The following is a 13,585-nucleotide window of genomic DNA, read 5'->3' on the forward strand; positions in this document are numbered from 1 at the left end:
GATTTACATGCCGCATATTGTGTTTCGTGGAATTACTACTGAACAATTAAAACACATAAGCAAGCCATTAGTAGAAGAGCTCGCAGAGATTTGTGAGTGTGGTACGGATAATTTTACGTTGGAACTACCAAGTTCTACGTATGTATTCAATGGACAAGAAATAGAAGCGTTTCCTCTTATTGAAGTGAAATGGTTCGAGCGTGGACAGGAAATTCGTAATCGATTTGCCAAGGCCATTACTACATATGTAATGGATTTTGGACTTCCAGAAGTAGAGGTTGTATTTACGGTTTTCACAGAATCAGCGTATTATATTAACGGGAAGCATTGTGCAAGTTAGAGCTATTATAAATGTTTTTGTAACATTTATAAGGGATAGAACCACATCGCTATCAAGCTAACTAGACAAAATACCCTCTAAAAAGAGCAAGGCGTTATTCTTTCTGAGAAATCATAGGAAAGGATAACGCCTTTATATCAATTTTAATATAATCGATTCATTTCTTTATAAAAAGTTTGGTTATTTTATTGAAGCTTATTCCACAAACACACCCGTTTGTTCACTTTTTTACTGTTTGAAAGCCATACTTTTTATATTGATTCATTTATTGGAAAAACCGAAAGTTTTAAACGCTCTCTATTACATATTTATTTTTGGAAAAATAGCCTAACTCCAAATACTAATAATACTGTGCCAGTAATACCCTCTATTGTACGGTTCACCTTTTCTTTTCTTAAAAAAGTTCTTAATTGACGTATTAGAGAGATATAAAGTAAATACCATATTGCTGTCAAAGTCGTAAATGTGAATCCCAACAAAAGAAATTGGAAGAAATGACTTTGATTACTCACAATAAATTGGGGTAGAAAACTAAGGAAAAATACAGCCGTTTTTGGGTTTAAGATTGCCGTGGTAAATCCTTGTCTAAAACTTTTAACCGTTCCAATATCCTTAAAGTTTATTTCCACTGAACTTGACATATCTTCTTTTTTAGAAAAGGCACTTTTAATTGACTTTACAGCTAAATAAATTAAATAAAATGCCCCAGCATATTTTATTAATGTAAATAGCATAGCAAATTTCATTAAGATAGCAGAGAGTCCTAGTGTAGCCATTATTGTATGAATCATCATTCCAGATACCGTTCCTAAGACGGTCTTTATCCCACCATTTCTACCATGAGAGATAGTGTTTTTTGTAACTAAAGCAAAACCGGGACCAGGCATCATTATAATAAGGAGTGCTGTAAGGATAAATAGCATATAGTTTTCCATGTTATGGTATTTCCTTTCTGATTTTTAGTTTCGCTTATAGTATAGCTTTTTTCCTTAAAACATTAAATATAAAAAGTGTGATCAGGATAGTATCATAAACTTTCAAGGAGTTGTAATTGAATTATAGAGGGCTTCACTTGAATAATGTTCTTCTGTAAATGAGCGTTTTTTAATTACTTTTTCTCGGAACACTCTTAATTTTCTTTCGTTTATCGAGGGTATTAGTATCAACTTGACCAAACATTATCCAAAAACTACATTTAACATTTACGAAAGCATATTCGAATAATCATTCATTAAATTTCTTATCAATCAACAAAAATTAATTATCATAAGGAAGAGGTACGTGAACTTCTATTTAAGAAATTACTTATTCTTGAAAAAAACGAATTAACTCCCCATAAATAATTGTAAAGATATAAAATTCTATAATTCCCTCGGAACAAAAAAGTTGTCTTTTATAGCAACGAAGTTCATTTTTATCGTTTTGGGGTAGTGTATTCTTGGTAGCTTGATGGGCATGGAGAGCTTTGAGTCTTTAGCTTGATAGTGATGTGACGCTATCCAGAAATTAATGATTTTACACCCTAAATGTTATTTAACAAAAAAATATCTCGAATTTGAGATAAATCACTTGCTTTTTAATCACTTGAGGTGTAAAGTGATAGTAACGAAAGCGATTGAGTCATATGAAAAACATACACTCAGTTGTTTTCGATTAAAAACAAAGTAACTTATACAGTAAAAACTAAGATGAATTTACAAAAACATAATTAAGAATAAATTGAAAAGCTAAAAACCATATTAGTTGTGGGAAATGTTATTTTTTTAGTTGTCACTTGACTAGTAAAACGAAACGGAGGAATAACCAATGTATGAAATTAAAGGGCATCATCACATTTCAATGGTTACGAAAAATGCAAATGAAAATAATCACTTTTATAAAAACGTGCTTGGCTTACGTCGTGTGAAAATGACAGTAAACCAAGATGATCCGTCAATGTACCACTTATTTTATGGAGATAAAACAGGAAGTCCAGGTACGGAATTATCATTTTTTGAAATTCCATTAGTAGGAAGAACATATCGCGGTACGAATGCGATTACTCGAATTGGATTACTTGTTCCTTCAGAGGATAGCTTGCATTACTGGAAAGAACGCTTTGAAAAATTTGATGTGAAACATAGTGAAATGACAACATATGCAAATCGTCCTGCTTTGCAATTTGAGGATGCTGAAGGTCTTCGCTTAGTACTACTCGTTTCAAACGGGGAAAAAGTGGAGCACTGGGAAACTTGGGAGAAATCAGAAGTTCCTGCAAAGCATCAAATTCAAGGAATGGGTTCTGTAGAACTGACAGTGCGTAGACTTGATAAAATGGCGAGTACACTTACAGAGATATTCGGTTATACAGAGGTTAGCCGAAATGATCAAGAAGCAATTTTCCAGTCCATTAAAGGAGAGGCTTTTGGAGAAATCGTTGTGAAATATTTAGATGGTCCTACTGAAAAGCCGGGCCGCGGTAGCATTCACCATTTAGCAATTCGTGTGAAAAACGATGCAGAGCTTGCTTATTGGGAAGAACAGGTGAAACAAAGAGGCTTCCAGTCTTCAGGAATCATTGATCGTTTCTATTTTAAAAGCTTATATTTCCGCGAATCAAACGGAATCCTATTTGAAATTGCGACAGATGGACCAGGATTTACAGTTGATGGAGATGTGGAACATCTAGGAGAAAAGCTTGATTTACCACCATTCTTAGAAGATCAGCGTGCAGAAATTGAAGCGAATTTAGCACCGATTGAAGAGAAGTAATAGAAGAAAATATACAACTTTAACATATAAATGAAACCCATTGGAGGAATATAAAATGAACCAATTAAAAGGAATTCACCACGTTACAGCGATTACAAGTAGTGCAGAAAAAAACTATGAGTTTTTCACTCACGTTTTAGGAATGCGTTTAGTTAAAAAAACAGTAAACCAAGATGACATTCAAACATATCATTTATTCTTTGCAGATGATAAAGGTAGTGCCGGAACAGATATGACATTTTTTGATTTCCCGGGTGTTCCGAAAGGAGTACACGGTACAAATGAAATTTCAAAAACTTCATTCCGTGTTCCAACTGATGCAGCGTTAGCATATTGGGTAAAACGTTTTGACCGTCTTGAAGTAGAACATACAGGAATTAAAGAGCAATTTGGTAAGAAAACTCTTTCTTTCGTTGACTTTGATGATCAACACTATCAATTAATCTCAGATGAACTTGATAAAGGAATCGAATCAGGTACACCATGGCAAAACGGGCCAGTACCATTAGAATACGCAATTACTGGTTTAGGACCTGTATTCATTCGTATCGCAAACTTTAGCTTCTTTAAAGAAGTGTTAGAAAAAGTTTTATTATTTAAAGAGATTGCGCAAGAAGGAGAATTCTATTTATTTGAAGTGAACAAAGGCGGAAACGGTGCCTCTGTCATCGTAGAACATAATACAGTTCTTCCTGAAGCACAACAAGGTTTTGGTACAGTGCACCATGCTGCATTCCGCGTAGAAGATCGCGCTGTATTAGAAGAATGGATTGAGAGAATCAGTAGCGTAGGACTTCCTTCATCTGGCTATGTAAACCGTCACTTCTTCGAATCATTATACGCAAGAGTTGCACCACAAATCTTATTTGAATTTGCAACAGACGGCCCAGGATTTATGGGAGATGAGTCATACGAAACACTTGGCGAAAAATTATCTTTACCTCCATTCCTAGAGCCAAAACGTGAAGAAATTGAAAAATTAGTTCGTCCAATTGATACAGTGAGAAGTACGAAGGAATTTATTAAAGAGTAAAAATAGAGATAGTAAGTAGGAGAGCAAGTAGTTTTAGCGGAGTGCTGGAACTGCTTGCTTTTTTATTTGGGTAATTATCAAAGTGGATAATCTTCATAAAATAATTAATGAATTGTCAGTTAATTATTGAGAAATATTTATTTGTAGGATGACCGGAATAGATATTTGAATTTTCTGTTATTATTTGTAGAAGAGTACATAACAAATGATTAGGAGGGGTTTCATGATTACATCTACTACAAACGAAAAACTGACGCAGCTATTGAATGAATGGTATCTAGAGATTAGATCTAGACGTATAAGTAATGCAGAACGTCTAAAACAAGAAATTGATTTTAAATTTACTAAACTAAAAAAAGAGACTGGAGAAGGTTTGCAGGACCAAAATCTATTACTTTATTATTATTTGCTAGAATTTCGATATAACTATTTAATAGATAATCTAGGCTTATCTCAAGAGAGTTTTAACAAGATAGATTCGTTTGATCAACCAACAGATAATTTTTTAACTTATTATTATCACTTTTTTAAAGCAATACATGCTAGTGAGTTAGGAAATTTTCATCTCGCTAAAGAACATTACGAAAAGGCTGAAAGTTTTTTGAAGTATGTTCCTGATCAATTAGAAAAGGCTGAATTTTATTATAAGTTAGCTACATTTCATTATGATACACAACAAGCTTTGGTATCTATTAAACATGCAACGAAGGTAAAGGATATGTATTTAAATCATGATAGATATGAATTAAATGTAGCTTTTTGTGATAATATTTTAGGCTTAGCCTGTATGAACTTAAAGGAATGGGAATTAGCTGAAGAGCATTTCACAGCTGCTATGGATCAATTCCAAAAAATTGGTGAAGAAAAATTTATTATTATGGTTCGTCATAATTTAGGATGGATGTATTCTACGCAAAATTTATCTGCATTGGCAATTCGTTATCTTACTGAAGTAGTAGAAAAATCTCCCCAACATTATAAAGCTCTTTATGTAAAAGCAAAAGAGCATTACAAGTTAAAAGAGCATGAGATTGCAAATAAGCTTATAGAAAAAGGATTGAAGATTTGTAGAGATTCGAAAATTGAAGGATATCAACACCATTATGAAATTTTAAATGCATTAAATCAAGGTGTAAAAGCGGAAGAATTAGAGGACATTATTCTTAGAGGAATTACGTATTTTGAAAGAGAAGAGTTATATGATTATACTCAGGAGTATCAGGAAAAGTTAGCAGTAAAATTTTATGAAGAAAACCTTTGGGAAGAGGCAAGTAAGTATTTTTATTTTAGTAAAAAAGCAAGAGAAAAACTTTTTGATAAGGGGGCTTTAAAATGAAAAAAGTGGTAATTAAATTATTAGGGATTGTAACAGTATTTACACTGACTTTAGGGGTGTATAGTTCAACAGATCATCAAAAAAGTCCAACACTAATGAAAGCTGAACATGGTGATTATGGTGGCTAAAAGAGAAAAAGGGATCTCACAATGAGGTCTCTTTTTTCTTTTTAGTTGTAAAACAATTGACTTACTTTAAATATGTAACTATAATAGTTACATAATAACCATTAGTAATAGAAATGAGTTATATTTTTTTAGTTTGATTGTAACTGTTTTGGTTACAATTAAAAAGAGAACATAAAACAACCAAAAAATGTAAAAACTTTTAAATAGCAACAAGAGAAAGGAGACGGGAACTTTGAAACGGTTTAAGTTTTATATGATTAGCGGTATTGTGCTCGTTTTGTTAATTGTTTGTAACTTCGTTGATAAGCCGATTGCGAAGGTTGGAGAAGTGAAAGATACTGTTATGATGAAGCTGAATACGAAAGAGAGTATGGCGCAAATTGATGGGCAGACGATTTATTTTAAACAAATTGGTGAGGGGAAACCTCCTTTACTTATGCTGCATGGGTTTGGTGGTTCTTCTGATGGGTTTAGTGATATTTATCCGGAACTAGCGCGAGACCATACGATTATTGCGGTTGATATTTTAGGGTTTGGGCGTTCTTCTAAGCCAGTTGATTTTCAGTATTCGTTTCCTGCGCAAGTGAATTTATATTATAAGTTAATGAAGAAGCTCGGATACGATCAGTTTGCAGTGCTCGGCCATTCAATGGGCGGAGAGATGTCCCTTAATTTAGCGTATTTATATCCGGATGCAGTGACGCATCTCATCTTGGCGGATGCTACAGGGATAGAGTCTTTCCAGCAAAAAGAAAGTTATGAAGTACCACCGCTATCGACGGACTTACAAACTGTAACTGAGATTGCGAAGTATAATAAAAATGAAGTGAAAAATAGTCGTGATGATAAAGAGCATTATGATCAGCTTACGAAAATGAGAGAGCGCCGCATTGCGATGGAAGCAGATAAAATTAAGGTACCGACTTTAATTATATGGGGACGACATGATAAGAGTGTTTCTTGGAAAAATGGTGAACTGTATCATGGGCTATTTGCGAATAGTACGTTTCATATTATTGAAAAAGGATACCACGCACCGTTTCGTCAAGAACCAATTGAGTTTATGGAATATGTACAAGCATTTTTCGCGAAGCATCCACAATAAAAATTTTAAGCATAAATCCACTTCTTTCCTCATAGAGTGAAACTAATAAGGCTTGTCTAAGGAAAGGAATGAAGTGATTTGGAAACTTTACCATGGTGGGTGTATCTTGTAATTGTCGGGATTGTACTAAGTGGCTACATGGTTTTATATACTTCGAAAAAAGAGCAAGATATGGATAATGAGTTTATCGAAAAAGAAGGCGAAGTATATATGAAGCGCTTAGAAGAAGAGCGCGAGAAACGTAATCAGGATAGTGATAAGGATTCTGTATTGCTTTAATAGAAATTTTGAAAGGTTACCACTTAGTAGAAATTATTGCCTAGGTGGTAGCTTTTTTCTTTTGAGGGAGCGGTATATGGTTCATCCACAATCTAGATATTAGAAGATAAGGAAAGATACTATTTTTCCTTAAGCTGAGAAGTTAACAATTTATTGTTAGCTTCTTTTCTTTGTGATTAAAATTTTCTTTTAAGGACTACATAAATCCTTTTGACCAAATATGTAATTCTTTGTAAAATGTTATATATGGAAAGATTATGAATATACAGGAAATCTATGGGTAGTAGATTTTAATAAATTACTCGGGGGAAATTTATTAATTAAGTATATTAACTTTTTTACATTAAATTTTACAACTAAAGGGGTAGTAGTAATCATGAAGGCAAAGAAATTAGTAAGTTTAGCATTACCAGTTATGTTATTGAGCGGTTGTATTACAATTGAAACTGATGGTAAGAAAGCTGAAACAAAGAAAGAAGAGACGCAAAAGGTAGAGAAAGAGAATAAGACTTCTGAAAAAGAGAGTAAGTCAACTGATAGCAAGAAAGAGGATAGCTTATCTGTAGCGAAAGGTGAAGGTACAAACAGTAGTTCATCAAGTAGTCAACCAAGTTCTTCTTCAACTTCTTCACCTGGTAAGGTAACTGGTTCAGATGTTGAAAGGTACAAGGCAGATATCATAAATAGTGCTACTCAAATTGAAGATACAATGAAATTAATTGAAGGAATAGCAGATTCAGACGTAAAATCATACAAACAAAAGAAAAGTGAAGTACAACTAAGTTTAGGTGGAGCAAAGGCAACAACGAAGAAACTGAAGAATTTACAAGCGCCCCCTGAGTTACAGGGAGAACAGGCGAAGATAAAGCAATCGATGGAACTGTATGCGGATTGTTTTCAACTTCTCTTTGATGCATTGGACCAAGAAGACGAAAGTAAAATGCATCAATCAGTAAGTAAAGCACAAGAAGGTTCGAAACTGTTTGAAGAGGCAGCGAAGAGTATCGGTAGTAAAACTAACTAAGAATACATTAATGTAAGGGGTATGAGGTATGAAAGTGAAGAAACTAATAGCTGCTGCAGTTTCAGTTACATTGTTAATATCGTGACTTTATTTCAAACTCGCCTGCTACTTAATATATTTTTACTACATATAGAAAAGAAACCCTAACTTCATTTTTTATAGTGAATTTAGATTAATTACGAAGTAGTAATATTGAAGAATTATGAGATCGTTTTAAAAGCATTTCATTTAGTAGAGGAAGAACCAAATGGATGCTGTTAGCTATCACAAAAAGCCAATGTGCATATGCGAATGGAGACAAAGACAGGCCATAATATAGAAAAAATCTATATTATGGCCTGTTTTTATATGTACTTTGGTTTTCTTGAATATGTGTATTTTTAGATAATCAAATAGATTAACGTAAAAATGAAAATGTAATTGATTTTTACTAGAGAGTAATTTATATTTAAATAATATAATATATAGTTTTAATATTATTAGGAGGGATGTATTATGAAAAAAAGTAAATTTCTTAATTTAACAACGGCCGCCACACTAAGTTTAAGCCTTTTATTCACAGGAGCTGTATCCGCCGCTACTGAAGAAAATTTCAGTCCAAAACAAATTAGTTTAGATAAAGTTACATCTGAAAAAATTGATATGTATCAACTAAATCAAATTCAAGATACATTTACAAAAAACACTGAAAATCAGGTAACTTTTTATTGGAAAAATACACAAGGTATAGAGGAAGCAATTGATCTATCTGTTCGAACAGATGCTAGAGGAAATATAACTTCCGTAAACGAAGTCACTACACATGACAACCTAGTTGATTCTCTAGTTAAAAAGAAAAAACCAGGGAAACCAGGGAAAGGTTCGAGTCCAAAGGTACCATATAAATTAAATGGTGGAACAAATAAATCTAACTTTATTAACGAACACGCTTATAATAGACATAAATATAATCCAAAAGAAAAATCTACTTCTAGCAAAACTCAGTATGGTCGAGATGTTGACGTGAAGAAGTTAAGGGAGGAAACAATGCATAATTATGAAAATAAGTGGAGTCAAACGGATAACAAGGGTAACAGAACAACAACTTATGCTAAACAATTTGATGGTAATATAAGCACTTCTGATTCATCAACAAGTCATCATAGGGTTATAATCAATCATTCTGACTCATCAAGAAGTACACAATTCCCATTGTACTTAAAGAACTAACATGAATACAAAAAAATTTCAAACCTATGTGGCGTTGTCAACAAAAGACTGGAGTGCTGAAACATTTGTAAGAACCTTAGAAGAGATTGTATCTTCGGCAAAAGAATATGAAAATGATTATATTGAAGTCCATCAAGTACTAGAAATGGTAGTAACAGAAGTTGAAGTTGAGTATGTAATCATTCTAAATCATACGAGAAACTTAGATGATTTGGGGAAATACCTTAAATAATAATTTTTAAATACTGTTTATAAAAAGGAATGCTGTTCTATTTGGATAGAATGGTATTCCTTTTTGTCGCTGTTAATAATATAAGGGATTTTGATATGGAATTTTAAAAAGAGAGTGTTAATATTGGCCCTCTAAAAAAGGGTGTAATCAGTATGACAAAGGAAAGACTTTTGGACACTTTACGTAAAAAAAAGAAAACGCCCTCTGTTAATCTTTCTGAAACAGAGGGCGTTTTTTGCATTTTACTTAAAGTTTTTGTTGTCCATCTTCTGTTTTAAATAGTAATGGGTAGTAGACTGTTAGAGCGAAAATTGCCGAATCTATAGTAAAAGTAACCATTCAAAGCCCAATTCATACACTATGATGGAGGCTTTTTACTTCATAACCGGATGAAAAAGGAGTGTAATCATGAAGAAACGTACTGTTAATGAAGCAGGAGGGAATGTGCCACAACCAATCCGCAGCGACGGAGCAGGGGCGATTGATTCTGGACCTCGTAATGTTATGCGGGATATTCAAAATCCGAATATGCTTGTTCCGCCTATAACGGATGCAGGGTTAGTTCCTAACTTGAAGTTTTCATTCTCGGACACTTCTATGATTTTGAAACAAGGGGGGTGGTCTCGGGAGATTACTGTTCGAGAACTACCGGTTTCGACGACGATTGCAGGAGTAAATATGAGTTTAACGGCCGGTGGAGTACGAGAACTACATTGGCATAAAGAAGCGGAATGGGCGTATATGCTTTTAGGACGGGCACGCATAACGGCTGTTGATCAAAATGGACGGAATTTTATTGCTGATGTTGGACCAGGTGATCTTTGGTATTTTCCGCCTGGTATTCCGCATTCCATTCAAGGATTGGAACATTGTGAATTTCTACTCGTTTTCGATGATGGGCATTTTTCTGATTTATCTACTTTAGCTATTTCTGATTGGTTTGCGCATACGCCAAAAGAGGTGTTGTCGGCTAATTTTGGAGTACCTGAGAGTGCTTTTCGTTCTATCCCTTCAGATCAAGTTTATATTTATCAAGGAGAGGTGCCAGGTTCCCTTGAAAGTCAGGAAGTTCAATCACCGAAAGGAGAAGTTCCTTTAACATTTAAACATGAATTGTTAAAACAAAAGCCGATTAAGACGCCTGGTGGTAGCGTTCGAATTGTAGATTCCACAAATTTCCCTATTTCCAAAACAATCGCAGCAGCGCTCGTTGAGGTTGAGCCTGGTGGAATGAGAGAACTTCATTGGCACCCGAATAATGATGAATGGCAATATTATTTGACAGGGGAAGCGAGAATGACTGTGTTTCTTGGAAATGGTACCGCTCGTACATTTGATTATAGAGCTGGCGATGTCGGATATGTACCGTTTGCGACGGGGCATTATATTCAAAATACAGGTACCGAAACATTATGGTTTTTAGAGATGTTCAGAAGCAATCGTTTTGAAGATGTATCGTTAAATCAATGGATGGCACTGACTCCTAAAGAAATAGTGGAGAGTAATATACATGTTGGCCCGCAAGTAATGGATTCTCTGCGTAAGGAGAAGTGGCCTGTTGTGAAATATCCGGGGTTTTCATATAGTCCGAAAAATGATGAGTAAAAATGAAAATTTGCGTTATTCTTTCTGGAGACTGATAAGAAGGGATGGCGTATTTTTTATGCCTAATCTAGTCTTTATCCCGCTATTTGCCGGGCAGTAAGACCTACCTCAAAATTCAGCGGAATCAAAGAAGTTAGGTGGGGCGCGGGCTGTCCGTAAAAGCCCGATTAGTGAGGGCTGATTAAAGTTTCACTTTATTAGTATCCGTCCCTTGTATTATTGTTCGGGAAATTATTATTGGAGCATAGTATAGGGAAGATACATATAAAAGAGCGCCATTATAAGCTGTAACGTATAAGTTGTGCAGGAAATGCAACAATAACTCGCTTTACTCTTCATCATTTATTTGAACATAATGGGCATAGAGAGGTGATAAACACAGTATGATTTTTAGTGAGCGTTTAAAAGAAGAAAGGGAAAAAAGAAATTGGTCGCAAAATGATTTGGCTGAAAAACTTCATGTGAGCAGGCAATCTGTTTCGAAATGGGAGACGGGAAAGAACTATCCGAGCATTGAAATTATTATTCATTTAAGTGATCTGTTCGGTATTACAATTGATGAACTGCTAAGGAGTGATGAAGAATTGACGCAGAAAATAATTGAAGATAGTAAGCAATTGGCGTATCCAAAATGGAAGGTGTTTTTTGATAGTCTATTTATGATAGGAGTATTTTTGTTTATTGCAAAAATCGTTGTATGGATGCTAAATAAGTTTGCTGGAGCAAGTATTACAATTGTAGCAGATGCGCCATATGTAATGAATCTTTTGCCCCTTGTATTCATGATTATAGGTGGTATAGGTTCTGATAAGTTGAAGAAAATATATAGATAAGAGAAAGATTTGAAAGAAATCCCCGACACTAGCTGTTCTTTTCACTTAAATTGTGTACTATAAAGGATAGGATGACATAAAGAAGGGGACGTATAGAATGGAATTTCATGAACAGAAAATTTTGCCGGCAGTGAGGCAAATTAAAGATTTGGAAAAGCTATTACATAGTTCGTATGAATATATCGTTATTTTAGATATTCATGTCGGCCAATTGAAGAGTGTTATATCACTTGCGAAGCAATATTGTAAAAAGGTATTTTTACATGTGGATTTAATTCATGGTTTGCAGAGTGATGGGCATGCGACGGAATATTTATGTCAGGAGTTTAGACCGTACGGCTTACTTTCAACAAAGGCGAGCGTTATTATGAAGGCGAAGCAAAAAGGTGTTGTGGCCATACAACGCATCTTTTTAATCGATTCGAGTGCGATGGAGAAGAGCTGCAATCTTTTAGATAAGACGAAACCGGATTATATTGAGGTACTTCCTGGAGCATTAACGGATGTTATCGCTGAAGTGAAAGAGCGTACTGGTGTACCGATTTTAGCAGGTGGTTTTATTCGTACTGTAGAAGATGTGGAAAGAGCATTAAATGCTGGTGCGACAGCAATTACGACATCAAAACGTGAACTATGGAAACATTACCAAAAAAAGTGACGAAAATGTGAATTTTTTCGTTGACACCGCTTTCATTTACGGTTAACATTATAGACAAGTTAATAAACGTGACGGAGAAAAGTAGAGATCCACATTTCATTGTTTCTATATAAATTTATATAGAAGCGTGCAAGCTGTGGGTCTTTTTCTTTTGACAAAAACGAATGGCCATTCATTTTACCTCTATCACATTTGAAAGCGTTTAAATTGATTGTGGAGGGATACTATGTCAGCATTTTTAGGAGAGTTAATAGGGACTGCGTTGTTAATCGTACTTGGTGGCGGCGTTTGTGCTGGTGTAAGTTTAAAGAAATCGTTTGCGAAAGATTCAGGTTGGATTGTTATTACAATGGGCTGGGGCTTAGCAGTAGCGGTTGCAGCGTATGCGGTTGGATCAATTAGTGGGGCACATTTGAATCCAGCTTTAACGATAGGATTAGCATTTAAGGGAGCGTTCCCATGGAGCGACGTACCAGGTTATATCGTAGCACAAATGATTGGGGCAATTATCGGGGCAGTTATCGTATATTTACATTACTTACCACACTGGAAAGAAACAGAAGATCCAGGAACAAAGTTAGGTGTATTTGCAACAGGTCCAGCAATTCCGAACACATTTGCAAACCTTTTAAGTGAAATGATTGGAACATTCGTTTTAGTATTTGGTATATTAGCAATTGGTGCAAATAAATTTGCAGATGGATTAAATCCATTTATCGTAGGTTTCTTAATTGTAAGTATTGGTTTATCATTAGGTGGGACAACAGGATACGCAATTAACCCAGCGCGTGATTTAGGTCCGCGTATCGCACACTTCTTCCTTCCGATTGCAGGAAAAGGCGGTTCAAACTGGAAGTATGCATGGATTCCAGTAGTTGGTCCAATTTTAGGTGGATCACTTGCAGGTTTATTCCATCAAGTTGTATTTGAAGGAAAACAAAATTCAGCACTTATTTATGTGATTATCGCAACTGTGATTGTACTAGCAATCTCTTATATGACAAGTAAAAAAAGCGGAAGCAATACAAATAGTAGAAAAGTAGCATAAGGGG

At 34.7% G+C, this 13,585-nt stretch carries 15 protein-coding genes; 14 read left to right on the forward strand and 1 reads right to left on the reverse strand.

Annotation, left to right across the window (positions count from 1 at the left end; genetic code table 11):
- Nucleotides 1–7 precede the first annotated feature (7 nt).
- Nucleotides 8–340, forward strand: a complete 333-nt coding sequence (locus tag ACTL4X_RS05275; RefSeq protein WP_001120262.1) for a DUF1904 family protein — start codon at nucleotides 8–10, stop codon at nucleotides 338–340.
- Between the two features lie 308 nt (nucleotides 341–648).
- On the opposite strand, the gene ACTL4X_RS05280 is transcribed toward ACTL4X_RS05275, so the two are convergent.
- Nucleotides 649–1,275: a LysE family translocator gene (locus ACTL4X_RS05280; protein ID WP_000433008.1), complete on the reverse strand. Its 627-nt coding sequence runs from the start codon at nucleotides 1,273–1,275 to the stop codon at nucleotides 649–651.
- 871 nt (nucleotides 1,276–2,146) lie between these two features.
- Here ACTL4X_RS05280 and ACTL4X_RS05285 point away from each other — a divergent pair.
- The 13 genes from ACTL4X_RS05285 to glpF all read left to right on the forward strand — a co-directional run bounded on the left by ACTL4X_RS05285 (nucleotide 2,147) and on the right by glpF (nucleotide 13,581).
- Entirely contained in the window at nucleotides 2,147–3,091 is a 945-nt protein-coding gene (locus ACTL4X_RS05285) for a ring-cleaving dioxygenase (protein ID WP_071740560.1), read from the forward strand.
- A gap of 55 nt (nucleotides 3,092–3,146) precedes the next feature.
- Nucleotides 3,147–4,124 carry a ring-cleaving dioxygenase gene (locus ACTL4X_RS05290; protein ID WP_001072569.1) on the forward strand — a complete coding sequence of 326 codons (978 nt, stop codon included), beginning with the start codon at nucleotides 3,147–3,149 and terminating at the stop codon, nucleotides 4,122–4,124.
- Nucleotides 4,125–4,347: 223 nt separating this feature from the next.
- Nucleotides 4,348–5,460, forward strand: a complete 1,113-nt coding sequence (locus ACTL4X_RS05295) for a response regulator aspartate phosphatase (protein WP_086401914.1) — start codon at nucleotides 4,348–4,350, stop codon at nucleotides 5,458–5,460.
- On the forward strand, nucleotides 5,457–5,588 hold the full coding sequence (locus ACTL4X_RS05300) for a hypothetical protein (protein ID WP_000758182.1): 132 nt from the start codon (nucleotides 5,457–5,459) through the stop codon (nucleotides 5,586–5,588). The genes ACTL4X_RS05295 and ACTL4X_RS05300 overlap by 4 nt, the downstream gene beginning before the upstream one ends.
- Before the next feature lie 232 nt (nucleotides 5,589–5,820).
- Nucleotides 5,821–6,693, forward strand: a complete 873-nt coding sequence (locus ACTL4X_RS05305; protein ID WP_033695684.1) for an alpha/beta fold hydrolase — start codon at nucleotides 5,821–5,823, stop codon at nucleotides 6,691–6,693.
- A 78-nt stretch (nucleotides 6,694–6,771) separates the two neighbouring features.
- The gene (locus tag ACTL4X_RS05310; protein ID WP_000449223.1) at nucleotides 6,772–6,972 is read left to right on the forward strand and encodes a sporulation YhaL family protein; all 201 of its coding nucleotides are present in this window, start codon (nucleotides 6,772–6,774) and stop codon (nucleotides 6,970–6,972) included.
- Nucleotides 6,973–7,348: 376 nt separating this feature from the next.
- Complete coding sequence (locus ACTL4X_RS05315) at nucleotides 7,349–7,996, forward strand: DUF7018 domain-containing (lipo)protein (RefSeq protein ID WP_074555678.1); 648 nt, start codon at nucleotides 7,349–7,351, stop codon at nucleotides 7,994–7,996.
- Nucleotides 7,997–8,491: 495 nt separating this feature from the next.
- The gene (locus tag ACTL4X_RS05320) at nucleotides 8,492–9,205 is read left to right on the forward strand and encodes a hypothetical protein (RefSeq protein ID WP_074555524.1); all 714 of its coding nucleotides are present in this window, start codon (nucleotides 8,492–8,494) and stop codon (nucleotides 9,203–9,205) included.
- A 1-nt stretch (nucleotide 9,206) separates the two neighbouring features.
- On the forward strand, nucleotides 9,207–9,437 hold the full coding sequence (locus tag ACTL4X_RS05325; protein ID WP_001093032.1) for a hypothetical protein: 231 nt from the start codon (nucleotides 9,207–9,209) through the stop codon (nucleotides 9,435–9,437).
- A 408-nt stretch (nucleotides 9,438–9,845) separates the two neighbouring features.
- Nucleotides 9,846–11,042, forward strand: a complete 1,197-nt coding sequence (locus ACTL4X_RS05330) for an oxalate decarboxylase family bicupin (RefSeq protein ID WP_078186734.1) — start codon at nucleotides 9,846–9,848, stop codon at nucleotides 11,040–11,042.
- A gap of 383 nt (nucleotides 11,043–11,425) precedes the next feature.
- Entirely contained in the window at nucleotides 11,426–11,875 is a 450-nt protein-coding gene (locus ACTL4X_RS05335) for a helix-turn-helix domain-containing protein (RefSeq protein WP_078186735.1), read from the forward strand.
- Between the two features lie 97 nt (nucleotides 11,876–11,972).
- The gene (gene glpP, locus ACTL4X_RS05340) at nucleotides 11,973–12,533 is read left to right on the forward strand and encodes a glycerol uptake operon antiterminator GlpP (protein ID WP_000394285.1); all 561 of its coding nucleotides are present in this window, start codon (nucleotides 11,973–11,975) and stop codon (nucleotides 12,531–12,533) included.
- Nucleotides 12,534–12,759: 226 nt separating this feature from the next.
- Nucleotides 12,760–13,581: a glycerol uptake facilitator protein GlpF gene (glpF, locus tag ACTL4X_RS05345; RefSeq protein WP_001272200.1), complete on the forward strand. Its 822-nt coding sequence runs from the start codon at nucleotides 12,760–12,762 to the stop codon at nucleotides 13,579–13,581.
- The last annotated feature ends 4 nt before the right edge of the window (nucleotides 13,582–13,585 follow it).

The organism is Bacillus sp. RE35 (assembly GCF_052146655.1).
Classification (GTDB): domain Bacteria; phylum Bacillota; class Bacilli; order Bacillales; family Bacillaceae_G; genus Bacillus_A; species Bacillus_A cereus.